This is a genomic window from Pseudomonas sp. MYb13, from assembly GCF_002980075.1.
In the GTDB taxonomy this organism is placed as follows: domain Bacteria; phylum Pseudomonadota; class Gammaproteobacteria; order Pseudomonadales; family Pseudomonadaceae; genus Aquipseudomonas; species Aquipseudomonas lurida.
This window is the reverse complement of sequence record NZ_PCQI01000015.1, coordinates 46650-62037: the sequence shown is the minus strand read 5'-3', so window position 1 is coordinate 62037 and position 15388 is coordinate 46650. Positions and strand designations below refer to the sequence as shown.

Below are 15388 nucleotides of genomic sequence, written 5' to 3'. Positions count from 1 at the left end.
GCACTCTCTGCGCTTGCCATGGATTCCGGTAACCTTCATGTTCAAACACCTGCTGCTCGCTCTCGCCAGTACCTCCCTCCTTTTGGCTGGCCCGGCTCACGCCGATGAACCGTCTGATGCCTCCCTGGTGTTGCTGACGGAAAACTTCCCGCCCTACAACATGGCGAAAAACGGCAAGAATTTCGCCAAGGACGAGAACATCGAAGGCATCGCCGTGGACATCGTGCGCGAGACCTTCAAGCGTGCAGGCATCTCCTACAACCTTACCCTGCGTTTTCCTTGGGAGCGGATCTACAAGCTCGCCCTGGAGAAACCCGGCTATGGCGTATTCGTCATGGCCCGCCTGCCAGACCGCGAAGCACTGTTCAAATGGGTCGGCCCCATCGGCCCGGATGACTGGGTCTTGCTGGCCAAGGCTGACAGCAAGATCCAACTGAACGACCTTGAGCATGCCCGCCGCTACAAGATCGGCGCCTACAAGGGCGATGCCATCGCCGAGACCCTGGAGAAGCAGGGCCTCAAGCCGGTGGTGGTGCTGCGTGACCAGGACAACGCGCAAAAGCTCATGGAGGGACAGATCGACCTCTGGGCCACTGGCGACCCGGCGGGCCGCTACCTGGCGCGCCAGGTCGGGGTGACCGGGCTCAAGACCGTGCTGCGCTTCAACAGTGCCGAGCTGTACCTGGCACTGAACAAGAACGTGCCGGACGAGCTGGTGGCCAAGCTGCAGGCCGCCCTGGATCAACTACGAGACGAGGGTGTTATCGCCGACATCATGGGGCGCTATCTCTAGGGCGCTGCCAGCGGGGGCGCGCTCGGCAGGCTCATGGAAGTGCAGTTTCACCTCGCTGTAGTAGCCAAGCTCGGGGCCCGACTGGCTGCCATCCTTGCGCAACAGCGTGTAGTCGCTCCTGGTGATATAGCCATCGACATATTGGTGGGCGGGTACATGCACAATGACCTCGGCCATCGTCAGGTTCCCCCAGCCGCGAGCGGAAAGGCCATGGGCGAACTCGCCGTCGAGCCTGGCAGAGAAGCTCAGCAGCGACATTGGGATACTGGCTGCCCAACTACTGACCATCTCGATACCGGACACCGTTTTGAGTTGCGATGAATGCTCACCGCTTTCACCCCTTGGGCTGTTCCAGCTGACAAGCTTGCTACTGTCTGTTTCGTTGCGCTCGCTGGCGAATAAGGCATGCCGGTCGGTTCGCTCCAGCCTGTAGAGCGGGGAGCGTTGCAATTGCTCCACGGGGCTCAGTTCAGCGTCCTTGACCGTAAACCACGGCAACTCGTAGGTGCTGGGTGCGCTCGCCGGCCCTGGGCGCCAGTCTGCCTGCTGGGGAGCCAAGGGGGAAACGTGCAGTGCCAGCACCGTGCGCAGGGCGTAAGCCGTCAAGGGTGTGGCCGGTTTCGAATAGGCGGGAGCCCCGGCAAAGGTGCCGGGAGCCAGCAGCGCCTCTCCGGGAGAGGCCTGCGGAGGAGCGACCGTCCAGGCGCTGAAGGAGGTGTGGGCGCCGCTGCCTTTATCGTTCCAGATCAGGGCATCGAGCTGGGAAGCGACCACGAGGTCTTCGCGAATGCACCGAAGGGTGCTGCGTGGCGGCTTGTCATTGCCCACACCGCACACCAGGCCCATCGCCACGTAGCCGTTGGGTGCAATCGGCCGCCAGACCGAACAGGCGGTACGCACCCTTGGCCCTGAGTGCTTCCAGACCAGCTCGAAGTCATCGGGCATGCGCAGTGCCGTGCCGTTGGCCTTGTCCACTTCGCTGACCACCGCGACGATTTTGTGCTGGTTGATGTTCTGATAGTCACCCACCGCCACGTCGCCCAGGGAATAAAACGGGGTCAGGTTGTCGGCGCTGGTGCTCGGTCGCCAGAAGGTCACGGCCTGCCTGGCGCGAGTGCCTTTGTCATTCCAGAGTTGGGTGAATTCCGTGGTGAAGCTGATCAGCAGGTCTTTGTATTTAAGCGGTTCCATAGGTTTTCCCGATGCCAGAAGTGCACTGTCGTGACGTGGCGCTATCGCCACGCATGCAGGCACTATTCGGGAGTTTGGAAGGGCGCGAGTGGTAATTATCTAGCGATAGGTGCCGTCTTTGCCGTGACCGGCCATGGCGCGATTGCTGCGCACGCTGATCATCAACTTGATGTCGATCCATTCAACGCCCTGGGCCTTGAGCTTGGGCAGCTCACGCTCCAGCACCGCCAGGGTTTGCGGGTAGGGATGGCCGATCATCACCGCCGAGCCCTGCTTGTGGGCCAGCTTGATCGCCGTTTGCAGTTGGGTGGTGATCGCCGCCTCAGTGCGCTCGTCATCGAGGAACACATCCCGCGAGACACTGGCCAAGCCGATCTTCTGCGCTTCGGCCGCGGCGACGGTCTGCGCGCTGGTACGGCTGTCGACAAAGAACTTGTTGCGCCGTTGCAGTTCGGCCATCAACCAAGCCATGGCCTGCGGTTGCGCGGTCATGCGGCTGCCCATGTGGTTGTTGATGCCGGCGGTGTAGGGCACGGCCTGGAACGCGGCGTCGAGGCGCTTGCCGAGTTCTTCGATGGGCAGCTCGGGGTGCCAGGCGAACGGCCCGGTCGCCGGGTCCATGGGCATGTGCAGGATCACGATCTTGCCAGCCTTGTGCGCTTCGCGGGCGAATTCGGCAGCATGGGGCGTGTCGGGCATGATTGCCGTGGTGACCGGCCCGGGCAGGGCGAGCACGCGCCGATCCCTGGGCAGGTTTTGCCCAAGGTCGTCGATGATGAGGGTCAGGTAGGCTTTGTGGGGCTCGCCGGCAGGTGTCGCGTGGGCGACGCCTGCCAGGCTGCACAGCACAGCGATGATCAGGGCAAAACGCATATCAACGGCTGCGGGTGATGCTCAAGCCCTTGAGCAGGCTAAGCGCCTGGGCCAGCTGGTAGTCATCATCCTGCGGCATCGGCTTGGCTTTCTTGCCACTGCCGCTTGGCTGGTCGGCGCCGCCGTTGCCATTGCCCAGGTGACCCTGCAGGTCTGCCTCTTTGTAGTACTCGCTGTCGATCTCGTTGGTGATCTTGGCCTTGCGCACCTCGATGTCCGGCACGATGCCCTGGGCCTGGATCGAGCGCCCGTTCGGCGTGTAATACAGCGCAGTGGTGATCTTCAGCGCGCGCTCGTTGTTCAGCGGCAGTACGGTTTGCACCGAGCCTTTGCCGAAGCTGGTGGTGCCCATCAGCACGCCGCGCTTCTGGTCTTGCAGGGCGCCGGCGACGATCTCCGACGCCGAGGCACTGCCGCCGTTGATCAGCACGGCCAGGGGCACGTTTTCACTCAGGTCGTTGCCGGTGGCCGAGAAGCGCAGCTCGGAGTTGGCGATACGGCCCTTGGTGTACACGATCAGGCCCTTGGTGATGAAGTGGTCGACCACTTCAACCGCCGACTGCAGCACGCCGCCTGGGTTGTTACGCAGGTCGAGCACGATGCCGCTGAGTTTCTTGCCGTTGTCCTTGCGCAGCTTGGCCAGCGCCTTGGCCACTTCGTCGCCGGTCTTGACCTGGAACTGGGTAATGCGGATGTAGCCGTATCCGGACTCCAGCAGCTGGCTCTTCACGCTCTTGACCACGATGGTGGCGCGGGTCAGCGTTACGTCGAAGGGGTTGCCGCCGTCGCGTACCAGCGTCAGGGTGATTTTCTGGCCGATCTTGCCGCGCATCTTGTCGACGGCTTCGGTCATGGTCTGGCCACGGGTCGGCTGGCCGTTGATCTTCACAATGAAGTCACCCGCCTGGATGCCGGCCTTGGACGCCGGGGTGTCGTCGATCGGCGAGACCACCTTGATGTTGCCGTCTTCGGCGCCGACTTCAATGCCCAGGCCGCCGAACTCACCGCTGGTGCTTTCCTGCAGCTCGGCGAAATCTTCCGGGCCCAGGTAGGCGGAGTGCGGGTCGAGGTTGCTGAGCATGCCCTTGATGGCATTTTCCAGCAGGGTCTTGTCGTCTACGGGTTCGACATAAGCGGCCTTGATCCGGTCCATGACCTCGGCAAAGGTGCGCAGCTCGTCCAGCGGCAACGGCGCCTTGGTGGTCGCGGCCGTGGCGGCGGGTGCAGCCGGAGCGGCCTGGTCGGCGAATGCCAGAGGCGCGCCGATCACCAGGGCGATCGTCAGGGCCAGCGAAGTGAGGCGGGACAAATGCAGCATGTCGAACGAACTCCTAATGTAGATGCGACCCTTATCCTTGGGTTCTGCACCATTGTGCAGGGTCGCTTGGGCGGCCCTGCTGACGAATAGCGAAGTACAACGCCGGAGTGTCCTGGCCACCACTGTTACCGACAGTGGAGATGGATTCACCGGCTTTTACAACATCACCTGCCGACTTGAGTAAAGTCTGATTGTGGCCGTAAAGGCTCAAATAGCCATTACCGTGGTCCAGAATGACCAACAAACCGGCGCCGCGCAGCCAATCGGCAAACACCACACGCCCGCCATGCACTGCATGGACCTGGCTGCCAGCGGAGGCGCTGATCATCACCCCATCCCACTTGGCGCGGGTGTCATCGCCACGGGTTTCCCCAAAGCGTGCCAGTAGTCGACCATCAACCGGCCATGGAAGTTTGCCGCGCGCTGAAGCAAAAGGCCCACCGAATGACTCACCGGCGCTGGAAACCAGCGGTCCAGGGGCTGCACGCACCGGTTTACGGGGTGCAGGGGCGTCCGAGGTGGCAGCCAACTCGGCCTCACGCTGGCGCTTTTTTTCGGCTTCCTGCTGGGCGATCAGTGCTTTCTGCCGCGCCTCTTCGGCCTCACGTGCCTGGCGGGCCAGGGTTTCCTCGATGGTCTTGAGCACCTTGGCCAGGTCGGCCTGGTCCTGCTCGCGGGCTTGCAGCTTGGCGTCGCGGGCCTTCACATCGTCATTGAGCTTGGCCAGGGCCAGCTGGCGCTCCTTGCGCACCTTGTCCAGTTCGTCGCGCTGGGTATCCAGGGCGCTTTTCTGGTCCTGCAACTGAGATTGCTGGTTGGCGATTTCCTGTTCGACGTTGACCAACTGGCGCAAGGTCTCGTTGAAGCTTTTCAACTGCTCCATCCGGGCCTTGCTCAGGTAATCGTAGTAGGTCAGGGTGCGGGCGAATTTTTCGGGGTTCTGCTGGTTGAGCAGCAGCTTCAGGTATTCCTGGCGGCCGTTCTGGTAGGCCGCGCGGGCCTGGATCGCGATCAGGCGTTGCTGTTCAACACGGGCGCTCTGGAGTTTTTTTTTCTCAGCGTCGAGTCGCTCCAGTTCCGACTCGCTCTTCTTTAATTCTTTTTGCAGCTCCTGGACTTGCTTCTCGAGCTTGCCCATTTCGGTTTCCGTACCGCGCAGGTCTTTCTGCACCCCGGATTTCTCTTCCTGGAGCTTGCCGAGCAGTTTTTTCAGCTCGGTAATGTCCTGACGCGTAGCGTCCAACTGTTGTTGGGTTTGTGCGCGCTCATCGGCAAACGCCGGTTGGAGCAGGCAGACAAGAGCAAGGGTAATCAAGGCGCGAAGCATAGAGGCGGGCGACACCAGGGAAAGGGACGGCCTAGTATGCCCGCCAAGCGCGGCAAAAAAAACGCCTCAAGGCCAACTGCTTTGAGGCGTTCGTCATAAAAAGCCGTTTAAGGCGATTTAATCGCTTGGTTTAAGGGCTTAAACCAATATCGAAGTGCCAGTCATTTCCACAGGCTTCTCCATCCCCATCAGCATCAGCATGGTCGGCGCCACATCCGCCAGCACGCCACCTTCACGCACCTTGAAGTCGCGTTTGCCGACATAGATGAATGGCACCGGCTCGGTGGTGTGGGCCGTGTGGGCCTGGCCGGTGGATTCATCGGACATTTGCTCGCAGTTGCCGTGGTCGGCGGTGATCAGCGCTTCGCCGCCGACTTTCTCGAGGGCGTCGACGATGCGGCCGACGCACAGGTCCAGGCATTCCACGGCCTTGGTCGCGGCCTCCAGGTTGCCGCTATGGCCGACCATGTCGCCGTTGGCGTAGTTGACCACGATCACGTCGTAACGCTGGTTGTCGATGGCGTCGACGATCTTGTCGGTGACTTCCGGTGCACTCATTTCCGGCTGCAGGTCGTAGGTGGCGACCTTTGGCGATGGAATCAGGATGCGCTCTTCACCCGGGAACGGCTCTTCACGGCCGCCGGAAAAGAAGAAGGTCACGTGGGCATACTTTTCGGTTTCGGCGATGCGCAGCTGGGTCTTGCCGTTTTTGGCCAGGTAGTCGCCCAGCACGTTGTCCAGGCTGCTGGCGGCAAAGGCGGCGGGGGCCGGGATGCTGGCGGCGTACTGGGTCAGGCCCACGTACTGCACCTTCGGCTGGCGAGCGCGCTCGAATTCCTTGAAACCGTCTTCGACAAACACACGGCTCAGCTCGCGTGCGCGGTCGGCACGGAAGTTCATGAACACCACGGCGTCGCCGTCTTCTACCTTCACCGGCTCACCAATGGTGGTGGCCTTGACGAATTCGTCGCTCTCGCCGCGGGCGTAGGCGGCTTCCAGGCCTTCCTGGGCGGTGGCAGCGTTGAACTCGGCCTGGCCGTCGACGATCAGGTTGTAGGCCTGGGAGACGCGGTCCCAGCGGTTGTCGCGGTCCATGGCGAAGTAACGGCCCACCAGGCTGGCAATACGGCCTTTGCCGAGGGCGGCGAAGGTGGCGTCGAGCAGTTCGATGGACGATTGTGCGCTTTTAGGCGGCGTGTCACGGCCGTCGAGGAAGGCGTGCAGGTAGATCTTGTCGGCGCCGCGCTTGAAGGCCAGTTCGGCCATGGCGACCAGGTGGTCCTGGTGGCTGTGGACGCCGCCATCGGACAGCAGGCCCATGAAGTGCACGGCCTTGCCAGCCGCCACTGCTTTATCTACCGCGGCGCATATGGTCGGGTTTTCGAAGAACTCGCCATCGCGGATCGCTTTGGTCACTCGCGTGAAGTCTTGATATACCACTCGTCCGGCGCCGAGGTTCATGTGGCCGACTTCCGAATTGCCCATCTGGCCGTCCGGCAGGCCCACATCCATGCCCGAGCCAGAGATGAGGCCGTTGGGTACGGTGGCGGTCAGGCGATCGAGTACGGGCTTCTTGGCCGCGTATACCGCGTTGTCGTGGTGGCTTTCACTGTGTCCGAAGCCATCGAGAATTATCAGGACCAAAGGTTTAGGCGTCGTAGTCATAGATCCTCTCGCGGCGGTAATAAAGGAAGACAATTGAAAAGGGAGTGGCAGTTTAAAGCGAAGTTCCGACCACGTCACCGCTTTACGGGGGTTGGCCCCCCCTGACGGCTGTGTATACTTACCGCCATTTTAACGCCCTGGAACCTCCTTGATGGTTGATCACCTGATTGCATTTGCCACTGCCCACTACCTGCTCGTGGGTGCCTTCGTCATCCTGCTGGCGCTGCTGATCGCTCACGAATTGAGCCGCGGTGGCCGCAGCCTGAGCACGGCGGAGCTGACCGCGTTGGTCAACAAGGATGAGGCCGTTGTCGTGGACATCCGCCCGGCCAAGGATTTTGCTGCCGGCCATATCGTCGGTGCCCTGAACATTCCGCAGGACAAGCTGATCGCGCGCCTGGCCGAGCTGGAAAAGCACAAGGCCAAGACCATCATCCTGGTCGACGCCCAAGGCCAGCATGCCGGCACCCACGCCCGCGAAATGCTCAAGACCGGCTTCACCGCCGCCAAGCTGTCCGGTGGCATCAGCAGCTGGCGCGCCGATAACCTGCCGCTGGTGAAGTGATATGAGCCAGGTTGTCGTGTATTCCAGCGATTGGTGCCCCTACTGCATGCGGGCCAAGGCCCTGCTGGAGAAAAAGGGCGTTGCCTTCGAAGAAATCAAGGTCGACGGCAAACCCCAGGTGCGTGCTGAAATGGCCCAGAAGGCGGGGCGCACGTCCGTGCCGCAGATCTGGATCGGCGCCAGGCACATCGGTGGTTGCGACGACCTGTTCGCCCTGGAGCGCGCCGGTAAACTCGATGCGCTGCTGCTCGTCTGACTCCTAAACCCTAAAAGACCCCAAGATCAAGAAGGATCTGCGATGACTGACCAACAGAACACCGAAGCAGCAGAAGCCCAAGCTCCACAGTTCTCGCTGCAGCGGATCTACGTGCGTGACCTGTCGTTCGAAGCGCCGAAAAGCCCGGCCATCTTCCGCCAGGAATGGACCCCAAGCGTTGCGCTGGACCTGAACACTCGCCAGAAGGCACTGGAAGGCGACTTCCACGAAGTCGTACTGACCCTGTCCGTTACCGTCAAGAACGGCGAAGAAGTGGCCTTCATCGCTGAAGTGCAGCAGGCCGGTATCTTCCTGATCCAGGGCCTGGACGAAGCCTCCATGAGCCACACCTTGGGTGCGTTCTGCCCGAACATCCTGTTCCCATATGCCCGTGAGACCTTGGACAGCCTGGTCACCCGTGGCTCGTTCCCTGCGCTGATGCTGGCTCCGGTGAACTTCGATGCCCTGTACGCCCAAGAGCTGCAGCGGATGCAACAAGAAGGTTCGTCGACGGTTCAGTAAGTCGACGCGGTAAAAAAATGTGGGAGCGGGCTTGCTCGCGAATGCGGTACTTCAGTCGATATCTTCATCGACTGACACACTGCTTTCGCGAGCAAGCCCGCTCCCACATTTGTTTGCGGTGTTATTTAAAACCCAGCTGGCGCCAGCCTTCGTAAACCGCGACGGCCACGGTGTTGGACAGGTTCAGGCTGCGACAACCCTCGCGCATCGGCAGGCGCAGGCGGTGGCCGTCGGGCAGGGCGTCGAGGACCTCGGCTGGCAGCCCGCGGCTTTCCGGGCCGAACAGGAAGGCGTCGCCTTCGGCAAAGCTGGCATCATGGAACGGCCGCGAACCCTTGGTGGTGAACGCGAACAGCCGTGGGTGCCCCAGGCTTTCCAGGCAACTGGCCAGGTCAGCGTGGCGCTTGAGCGTGGCGTACTCGTGGTAGTCCAGCCCGGCACGGCGCAGGCGCTTGTCGTCCATGTCGAAGCCCAGGGGCTCGATCAAATGCAGGTGGCAGCCGCTGTTGGCGCACAGCCTGATAACGTTGCCGGTATTCGGCGGAATTTCTGGTTGAAAAAGGATGACGTGAAACATGCACGGCTCCGAAGGCAAAGATGCGCTGCATTCTACCCCCGAAGAGGACCCAAGGCCGAAGCTTATGCCGCGGGTCATGGGCTCATTGGCAATCGTTGGCTTGATGGTGGGCCTGATGATCGGCCGCCTCACCACCCCGGACCCGGTCGAGCTGCAACAGGTCGAGACAGCGGCGGAGGGTGTAGTGGTGTGGTTCAACAGCGAGCCCAAGCTGCACGGCGAGCATATCGACGGTACGGTGGCGCTGCTGTTCGACGCGCAAGGCAAGGCGGCCAGTGGGCAACTCAAGGTCAATGAAAAGGACGTGAACTGGCGCGTGCGCAAGACCGATGGTGGCCTGCTGCTCAACCTGGTGGCGGCCCGGCCGTTGCGTGGGGAGTGGAAGGGCGAGAAGGCCGATGGCCGCTGGCGGCTGGAGATCCATCTCCAGGAGCAATAAAAGAGGGAAGCCCCGGCCTGCCTGTACCAAGGTCCCCAAAACGGGCTGGGGCTATGGGCGCAGTGCCACATAAGCCCCGGGTGTAAAGAAGGGAGTTCCCGGCCTGCCTGTACCAGGGCTCCCAAAACGGGGTGAAGCCTGAAGGCTTCGGTGTTAAAGAGGGAGTCCCCGGCCTGCCTGTACCGAGGTTCCCCAAAGCGGTGTGGAGCGCGACGCGATTCGCATCAAGCACCCCGGGTGTAAAGAGGGGATTCTCGGCCTGCCTGTACCAAGGTCCCCGAAACTGGGTAGTACGAGGGTTATTGCAGGGCGCGTGCCAGAGTCGCCAGGTTGTGCCAAAAAATTTCCCCAGAAAGCGCAAAGCCCCGGAATACGGGGCTTTGGTGTTTTGGGCGTTCAGGTTTATTTCACCACCGACGGGGTTTCAGGCGCTGGGTCCATGCCCGATGCTAGTTCATGGTGCATTGAAGCGGTGCACAGGGCTGCAGCGTTGTGGCGATTCAAACGTGGGCGCGGGCTTGCCCGCGAAAGCGCCGGACCAGTCGATACATCTATTGACCGATACACCGCCATCGCGGGCAAGCCCGCGCCTACATTCAAGTTCAGTGGGGCTGAGATTCAGCCCTCATCGCCTTCATCATCATCCCCACCATCGACCTTCATCCCCAGCTCCTTGATCTTGCGCGTCAGGGTATTACGCCCCCAACCCAGCAACACGGCGGCGTCGCGGCGGCGGCCAGCGGTGTGCTTCAAGGCAGTCTCGATCATGATCCGCTCGAAAGCCGGCACGGCACTGTCCAGCAGGCTCGACTGGCCGCGTGCCAGGGCCTGGTCGGCCCATTGGCGCAACGCCTGCTCCCAGTTCGTCACAGGCGCAGAGTCCTGCGGCAGGCTCAGCAGCTCCGGTGGCAGATCGCTGATATGCACTTCGCGCCCGGACGCCATCACGGTGATCCAGCGGCAGGTGTTCTCCAGCTGGCGCACGTTACCCGGCCACGGCAGGTTCTTCAGGTATTCCTCGGTCTCGCTTTTCAGCAGCTTCGGCTCGACGGCCAGCTCCTGGGCGGCGCGGCTGAGGAAGTGGCGGGCCAGGGTAGGAATGTCTTCACGACGATCCGACATGCGCGGAATGTGGATGCGGATCACGTTGAGGCGGTGGAACAAGTCCTCACGGAATTTGCCCGCATGCACCAGGGTTTCCAGGTTCTGGTGGGTCGCCGCGATGATGCGCACGTCAACCTTGACCGGTGTGTGCCCGCCCACGCGGTAGAACTCGCCGTCCGCCAGCACCCGCAGCAAGCGGGTCTGGGTATCGGCCGGCATGTCGCCGATTTCATCCAGGAACAAGGTGCCGCCGTCCGCCTGTTCAAAGCGGCCGCGACGCAGGTTGGCCGCACCGGTGAAGGCGCCTTTCTCATGGCCGAACAGCTCGGACTCCATGAGGTCCTTGGGAATCGCTGCCATGTTCAGTGCGATAAAAGGCGAGTCCGCCCGTGGGCTGTGGCGATGCAGGGCGTGGGCGACCAGTTCTTTACCCGTACCGGACTCGCCATTGATCAGCACGGTGATGTTGGAATGGCTCAAGCGCCCGATGGCGCGAAACACTTCCTGCATCGCTGGCGCTTCGCCGATGATTTCCGGGGTGCGGGTCAGGGCCGGTGGGGCTTCCTGGTTCTGTTGTTCCTGGGCGTGCTGGTTGGCGCGCTTGACCAATGCCACCGCCTCATCCACGTCGAACGGCTTGGGCAGGTATTCAAAGGCTCCGCCCTGATAGGACGCGACAGCGCTGTCCAGATCCGAGTGCGCGGTCATGATGATCACCGGCAAGCGCGGGTGCTGCTCGCGAATCCGCGCCAGCAAGTCCAGGCCACTGGCGCCGGGCATGCGGATGTCGGAGATGATCACGTCAGGCTGCTGGCGCGCCAGGCGGCTCATTACCCCGTCGGCGCTGTCGAAGCTCTGGGTGGTCATGCCTTCCTGTTGCAAGGCTTTCTCGAGGACCCAGCGGATAGAACGGTCGTCATCGACGATCCAGACAGTTTCACTACGGCTCATGTCGATGGGGCTCCTTGTTCCAGAGGCAGAAAGATCGAGAAGGTGGTGTGGCCAGGATGGCTCTCACATTCGATCAGACCCTGGTGCTGGCTGATGATGTTCTGGGTAATGGCCAGGCCCAGCCCGGTACCGTCCGGGCGGCCGCTGACCATGGGAAAGAAAATGGTTTCCTGCAGTTCCGCAGGAATACCCGGGCCGTTGTCGATGATCTCGACCTTGGTCACCAGGCGATGGCGCACATGGCCGATGGTGAACTGGCGCAGGGCGCGGGTCCGCAGGCTGATGCGGCCCAGGCGCAGTTCGTTCTGGCTGCTGATGGCCTGCATGGCGTTGCGGACGATATTGAGCACCGCCTGGATCATCTGTTCGCGGTCGATCAATACGTCGGGAATGCTCGGGTCGTAGTCACGCACCAAGGTGATGCAGCCCTGGCTTTCGGCTTCCACCAGGTGGCAGACGCGCTCGAGCACCTCGTGCACGTTGGTCATCGCCAGGGACGGCAGCTTGTTGGAGCCGAGCATGCGATCCACCAGGTTACGCAGGCGATCGGCCTCCTCGATGATGACGTTGGTGTAGTCCTTGAGGTTCTCGTCCGGCAGTTCGCGGGCCAGCAGTTGCGCCGCGCCGCGAATACCACCAAGCGGGTTCTTGATCTCATGGGCCAGGCCGCGCACCAGCATCTTGCTGGTTTCCTGTTTGGACAACTGCGCTTCTTCCTTGGTGATGCGCAGCAGGCGGTCGCGGGGGTGCACTTCCAGCAGCAGCAGGGTGGCGCCGTTGCTGAGGATCGGAGTCACGGCGTAGTCGACGGTCAGCGTCTGTCCGGTAAGGGCGGTGAGCATCGCTTCGCGTTTGGTGAACGGGTGTGCCTGCTCCACCGCCTGGCGCAATGAGCTCAAGGCTTCGGCCGACTCGGTGAACAGTTCGCTGATGAATTGCCCATGGCTGCGCTGACCGCTGATGGCCAGCAGCATCTCCGCCGCCGGGTTCATGTACTCAAGGCGCAGGTCGTCATTGAGCAGGATGGTCGCGGTGGTCAGGTTGTCGAGTAACAAACGGTGCAGTGCATCGCTGATGGTCATCAGGACCTCTTTTGGAGCAACGCGCGGGCTTGAGGCACACGCTGATACAAGGAAAATGCAAAAACCAAACCAAGGCTCCGAAAAGAAGCGCGCAAGCCCTGAAATGGAGGTTTTAGGCGCGAAACTGTGGCGTTCTGCCAGCTTGGTCGGGAAGTTTCGAACCAAAATGGGCTGGGCAGGTGGGAAGGGTGCAAGTCATTGCACCAATATAGTGCTGATTTGCGCAGGTTGTTCAGGAAGGTGTTGAAGGTGCAGCTGAATCCGCCCCATCCAAACGGGGGAAAGGGCTTGATCGCGAAAGCGGTGTTTCAGTGGATGCATGGGTGACTGGCAAGCCGCTTTCGCGAGCAAGCCCGCTCCCGCAGTGTTGACTGGGTTTGCAACGTTTAACCTTTGTGGATGCACAGCTCGGCGGTGGCGCGGATCATTGCCAGTTGGCGCAGTGGATCGTTCAGCGGCTCATGCACGGCTGTGGCAAGCCATGCGGGGCACTGCGGGTCGGCACGTTGCGGGGTAAAGTCGGCCAACTGTTGCAGCAGGCGTTTTTGCAGTTCATCCAGCTGCGGCCGAATCTGTTTGATCAGGTCCGGGCGTGGGTCGTCCGGCGCCTTGCCTTGGAACTGCCAGTCGGAAAGATGGGTGTATTGCACCAGCTTGTTGGCCTCGATCTGCGCCGAAAAGAACTGCTCGGCGGCGGCCGGGTCCAGCATGTAGGTTGGCGCCTGGGCGCTAACGCTGGCGATCACCTCCTGTTCGCGCTTTTTATCCTCCACCGGCTTTTTACTGTCCCATTTGCTCAGGGCTACCTGGTCGGCAATCTCCAGGCGTTCGGCGATGCTGTTGAGCAGCGGCTCCAGGGTGGGCGGCGCAGCACTGGCACTGGCACTGACGAACAGCAGAGCGAACACAAGTCGACGTTTCAAGGATGATCTCCTGTGGGGGCGGGGCTTGCCCGCGATGGCGCAGTAGCAGTCAATACAATAGATGCCTGGCGCGGCGCAATCGCGGGCCAAAAAAAAGACCTCCCGAAGGAGGTCTTTTTCTTCACGCCACGTTAAGCAGCGCTACTGGATCAGCAGCTGTAGTACAGCTCGTATTCCAGTGGGTGTACGAAGGTACGTACTTTGATTTCTTCTTCGCTTTTCAGGCCGATGTAAGCGTCGATGAAGTCGTCGCTGAACACGCCGCCTTTGGTCAGGAACGCACGGCCCTTGTCCAGCTCTTCCAGGGCTTCTTTCAGGCTGCCACACACTTGCGGGATCTCTTTGGCCTCTTCAGGCGGCAGGTCGTACAAGTTTTTGTCGGCGGCATCGCCAGGGTGGATCTTGTTCTGGATACCGTCCAGGCCGGCCATTACCAGGGCAGCGAAGGCCAGGTACGGGTTGGCTGCTGGATCCGGGAAGCGGGCTTCGATACGGCGAGCACGCGGGCTGGACACGTAAGGAATACGGATCGAGGCGGAACGGTTGCGAGCCGAGTAGGCCAGCATTACCGGAGCTTCGAAACCTGGGACCAGACGCTTGTAGGAGTTGGTCGACGGGTTGGTGAAGCCGTTCAGGGCCTTACCGTGCTTGATGATACCGCCGATGAAGTACAGGGCGGTGTCGGACAGGCCGGCATAACCTTCGCCAGCGAAGGTGTTCTTGCCATCTTTGGCGATGGACAGGTGAACGTGCATACCCGAACCGTTATCGCCATACAGAGGCTTAGGCATGAAGGTAGCGGTACGGCCGTAGGCAACGGCAGTGTTGTGTACGCAGTACTTCAGGGTCTGTACTTCGTCAGCCTTGGCAACCAGGGTGTTGAACTTCACACCGATTTCGTTCTGACCGGCAGTGGCCACTTCGTGGTGGTGCACTTCGATGACCAGGCCCATGTCTTCCATCGCGTTGCACATGGAGGTACGGATTTCGTGGTCGTGGTCGAACGGCGGAACTGGGAAGTAACCACCCTTGATACCTGGACGGTGGCCATGGTTGCCGCCTTCCACGTCCTGGTCGGACATCCAGGAGCCTTGTTCGGAGTAGATCTTGAACATGGAACCGGAGATGTCGGACTTGAACTTCACTTGGTCGAAGATGAAGAATTCTGGCTCTGGGCCCACGAATACGGTGTCACCGATACCGGTCGACTTCAGGTATTCCTCGGCACGCTTGGCGATCGCACGCGGGTCGCGGTCGTAGCCTTGCATGGTCGACGGTTCGATCACGTCGCACACCAGGATCAGGGTCGGCTCTTCGGTGAAGGGGTCCAGTACGGCAGTGCTGTCGTCCGGCATCAGGATCATGTCGGAAGCTTCAATGCCTTTCCAGCCAGCGATGGAGGAACCGTCGAACATTTTGCCTTCTTCGAAGAAAGCTTCATCCAGCGCGTCGCGAGCCGGCATGGTCACGTGGTGCTGAGTGCCTTTGGTGTCCGTGAAGCGCAGATCAATCCATTTAACGTCATGATCTTTGATGAGTTGAACCGACTTCGACATAGTGTCCTCCGGGTGGCTTCGGGCTGGGTAGTGGAGTTAGCCCTTAGAATGTGGGTGATGCCGGCGCGGATACTCCGCCATGGCAACCTGCCTCACAAGAGAGCAAATTGCATGCCAGTGCGCCAACATGGGTTTTCTGCTCCAAAAACGCCCCTATAAAGGTGCATTACGACAAAAGCCCAAAAATAGCGCACCTCAATGTAGCGTAAAGGTGCGCAAATGCACCTATTTAGTGCGTTGCGCGTG

15 protein-coding genes are annotated in these 15388 nt (G+C 61.2%); 5 read left to right on the top strand and 10 right to left on the bottom strand.

Features of this window, described 5'->3' with window-relative positions; genetic code table 11:
* Nucleotides 1-37: 37 nt before the first annotated feature.
* The gene (locus CQ002_RS22560; RefSeq protein WP_069021242.1) at nucleotides 38-793 is read left to right on the top strand and encodes an ABC transporter substrate-binding protein; all 756 of its coding nucleotides are present in this window, start codon (nucleotides 38-40) and stop codon (nucleotides 791-793) included.
* On the opposite strand, the gene CQ002_RS22555 is transcribed toward CQ002_RS22560, so the two are convergent.
* From CQ002_RS22555 to gpmI, 5 genes are all read right to left on the bottom strand, one after another.
* Nucleotides 746-1984 carry a Vps62-related protein gene (locus tag CQ002_RS22555; protein WP_105161508.1) on the bottom strand — a complete coding sequence of 413 codons (1239 nt, stop codon included), beginning with the start codon at nucleotides 1982-1984 and terminating at the stop codon, nucleotides 746-748. The genes CQ002_RS22560 and CQ002_RS22555 overlap by 48 nt on opposite strands.
* Nucleotides 1985-2083: 99 nt before the next feature.
* A complete protein-coding gene (locus CQ002_RS22550; protein WP_034108751.1) occupies nucleotides 2084-2857 on the bottom strand; it encodes a divergent polysaccharide deacetylase family protein in 774 nt (257 codons plus the stop codon).
* 1 nt (nucleotide 2858) lies between these two features.
* The gene (locus CQ002_RS22545) at nucleotides 2859-4175 is read right to left on the bottom strand and encodes a S41 family peptidase (protein WP_034108752.1); all 1317 of its coding nucleotides are present in this window, start codon (nucleotides 4173-4175) and stop codon (nucleotides 2859-2861) included.
* 31 nt (nucleotides 4176-4206) lie between these two features.
* Nucleotides 4207-5502, bottom strand: a complete 1296-nt coding sequence (locus CQ002_RS22540) for a murein hydrolase activator EnvC (protein WP_098465599.1) — start codon at nucleotides 5500-5502, stop codon at nucleotides 4207-4209.
* A gap of 138 nt (nucleotides 5503-5640) precedes the next feature.
* Complete coding sequence (gpmI, locus tag CQ002_RS22535; RefSeq protein ID WP_034108756.1) at nucleotides 5641-7167, bottom strand: 2,3-bisphosphoglycerate-independent phosphoglycerate mutase; 1527 nt, start codon at nucleotides 7165-7167, stop codon at nucleotides 5641-5643.
* Nucleotides 7168-7318: 151 nt separating this feature from the next.
* Between gpmI and CQ002_RS22530 the strand changes: the two genes are divergently transcribed.
* Genes CQ002_RS22530 through secB form a run of 3 tightly spaced genes read left to right on the top strand, consistent with a single transcriptional unit; the run spans nucleotide 7319 to nucleotide 8510 of the window.
* Nucleotides 7319-7732 carry a rhodanese-like domain-containing protein gene (locus tag CQ002_RS22530; protein ID WP_034108758.1) on the top strand — a complete coding sequence of 138 codons (414 nt, stop codon included), beginning with the start codon at nucleotides 7319-7321 and terminating at the stop codon, nucleotides 7730-7732.
* Nucleotide 7733: 1 nt separating this feature from the next.
* Complete coding sequence (grxC, locus tag CQ002_RS22525) at nucleotides 7734-7988, top strand: glutaredoxin 3 (protein WP_033896917.1); 255 nt, start codon at nucleotides 7734-7736, stop codon at nucleotides 7986-7988.
* A gap of 42 nt (nucleotides 7989-8030) precedes the next feature.
* The gene (gene secB / locus CQ002_RS22520; protein WP_010213875.1) at nucleotides 8031-8510 is read left to right on the top strand and encodes a protein-export chaperone SecB; all 480 of its coding nucleotides are present in this window, start codon (nucleotides 8031-8033) and stop codon (nucleotides 8508-8510) included.
* 121 nt (nucleotides 8511-8631) lie between these two features.
* On the opposite strand, the gene CQ002_RS22515 is transcribed toward secB, so the two are convergent.
* Complete coding sequence (locus CQ002_RS22515) at nucleotides 8632-9087, bottom strand: tRNA (cytidine(34)-2'-O)-methyltransferase (RefSeq protein WP_003171120.1); 456 nt, start codon at nucleotides 9085-9087, stop codon at nucleotides 8632-8634.
* On the opposite strand from CQ002_RS22515, the gene CQ002_RS22510 reads away from it, so the two are divergent.
* Complete coding sequence (locus CQ002_RS22510) at nucleotides 9086-9526, top strand: hypothetical protein (protein ID WP_034108763.1); 441 nt, start codon at nucleotides 9086-9088, stop codon at nucleotides 9524-9526. The genes CQ002_RS22515 and CQ002_RS22510 overlap by 2 nt on opposite strands.
* Nucleotides 9527-10144: 618 nt before the next feature.
* On the opposite strand, the gene ntrC is transcribed toward CQ002_RS22510, so the two are convergent.
* The 4 genes from ntrC to glnA form a co-directional block, all read right to left on the bottom strand.
* A complete protein-coding gene (gene ntrC / locus CQ002_RS22500) occupies nucleotides 10145-11581 on the bottom strand; it encodes a nitrogen regulation protein NR(I) (RefSeq protein WP_034108764.1) in 1437 nt (478 codons plus the stop codon).
* Nucleotides 11578-12663: a nitrogen regulation protein NR(II) gene (gene glnL, locus CQ002_RS22495; protein ID WP_032890142.1), complete on the bottom strand. Its 1086-nt coding sequence runs from the start codon at nucleotides 12661-12663 to the stop codon at nucleotides 11578-11580. Before glnL ends, ntrC begins: the two co-directional genes overlap by 4 nt.
* Nucleotides 12664-13049: 386 nt before the next feature.
* Complete coding sequence (locus CQ002_RS22490; RefSeq protein WP_034108767.1) at nucleotides 13050-13586, bottom strand: chorismate mutase; 537 nt, start codon at nucleotides 13584-13586, stop codon at nucleotides 13050-13052.
* Between the two features lie 149 nt (nucleotides 13587-13735).
* Nucleotides 13736-15142: a type I glutamate--ammonia ligase gene (glnA, locus tag CQ002_RS22485; protein WP_016979133.1), complete on the bottom strand. Its 1407-nt coding sequence runs from the start codon at nucleotides 15140-15142 to the stop codon at nucleotides 13736-13738.
* Nucleotides 15143-15388 lie beyond the last annotated feature (246 nt).

Bases quoted from the DNA above. Each gene is read 5' to 3' on its own strand.
- CQ002_RS22560 (WP_069021242.1), top strand. From the start codon at position 38: ATGTTCAAACACCTGCTGCTCGCTCTCGCCAGTACCTCCCTCCTTTTG.
- CQ002_RS22555 (WP_105161508.1), bottom strand. From the start codon at position 1,984: ATGGAACCGCTTAAATACAAAGACCTGCTGATCAGCTTCACCACGGAA.
- CQ002_RS22550 (WP_034108751.1), bottom strand. From the start codon at position 2,857: ATGCGTTTTGCCCTGATCATCGCTGTGCTGTGCAGCCTGGCAGGCGTC.
- CQ002_RS22545 (WP_034108752.1), bottom strand. From the start codon at position 4,175: ATGCTGCATTTGTCCCGCCTCACTTCGCTGGCCCTGACGATCGCCCTG.
- CQ002_RS22540 (WP_098465599.1), bottom strand. From the start codon at position 5,502: ATGCTTCGCGCCTTGATTACCCTTGCTCTTGTCTGCCTGCTCCAACCG.
- gpmI (WP_034108756.1), bottom strand. From the start codon at position 7,167: ATGACTACGACGCCTAAACCTTTGGTCCTGATAATTCTCGATGGCTTC.
- CQ002_RS22530 (WP_034108758.1), top strand. From the start codon at position 7,319: ATGGTTGATCACCTGATTGCATTTGCCACTGCCCACTACCTGCTCGTG.
- grxC (WP_033896917.1), top strand. From the start codon at position 7,734: ATGAGCCAGGTTGTCGTGTATTCCAGCGATTGGTGCCCCTACTGCATG.
- secB (WP_010213875.1), top strand. From the start codon at position 8,031: ATGACTGACCAACAGAACACCGAAGCAGCAGAAGCCCAAGCTCCACAG.
- CQ002_RS22510 (WP_034108763.1), top strand. From the start codon at position 9,086: ATGCACGGCTCCGAAGGCAAAGATGCGCTGCATTCTACCCCCGAAGAG.
- CQ002_RS22515 (WP_003171120.1), bottom strand. From the start codon at position 9,087: ATGTTTCACGTCATCCTTTTTCAACCAGAAATTCCGCCGAATACCGGC.
- ntrC (WP_034108764.1), bottom strand. From the start codon at position 11,581: ATGAGCCGTAGTGAAACTGTCTGGATCGTCGATGACGACCGTTCTATC.
- glnL (WP_032890142.1), bottom strand. From the start codon at position 12,663: ATGACCATCAGCGATGCACTGCACCGTTTGTTACTCGACAACCTGACC.
- glnA (WP_016979133.1), bottom strand. From the start codon at position 15,142: ATGTCGAAGTCGGTTCAACTCATCAAAGATCATGACGTTAAATGGATT.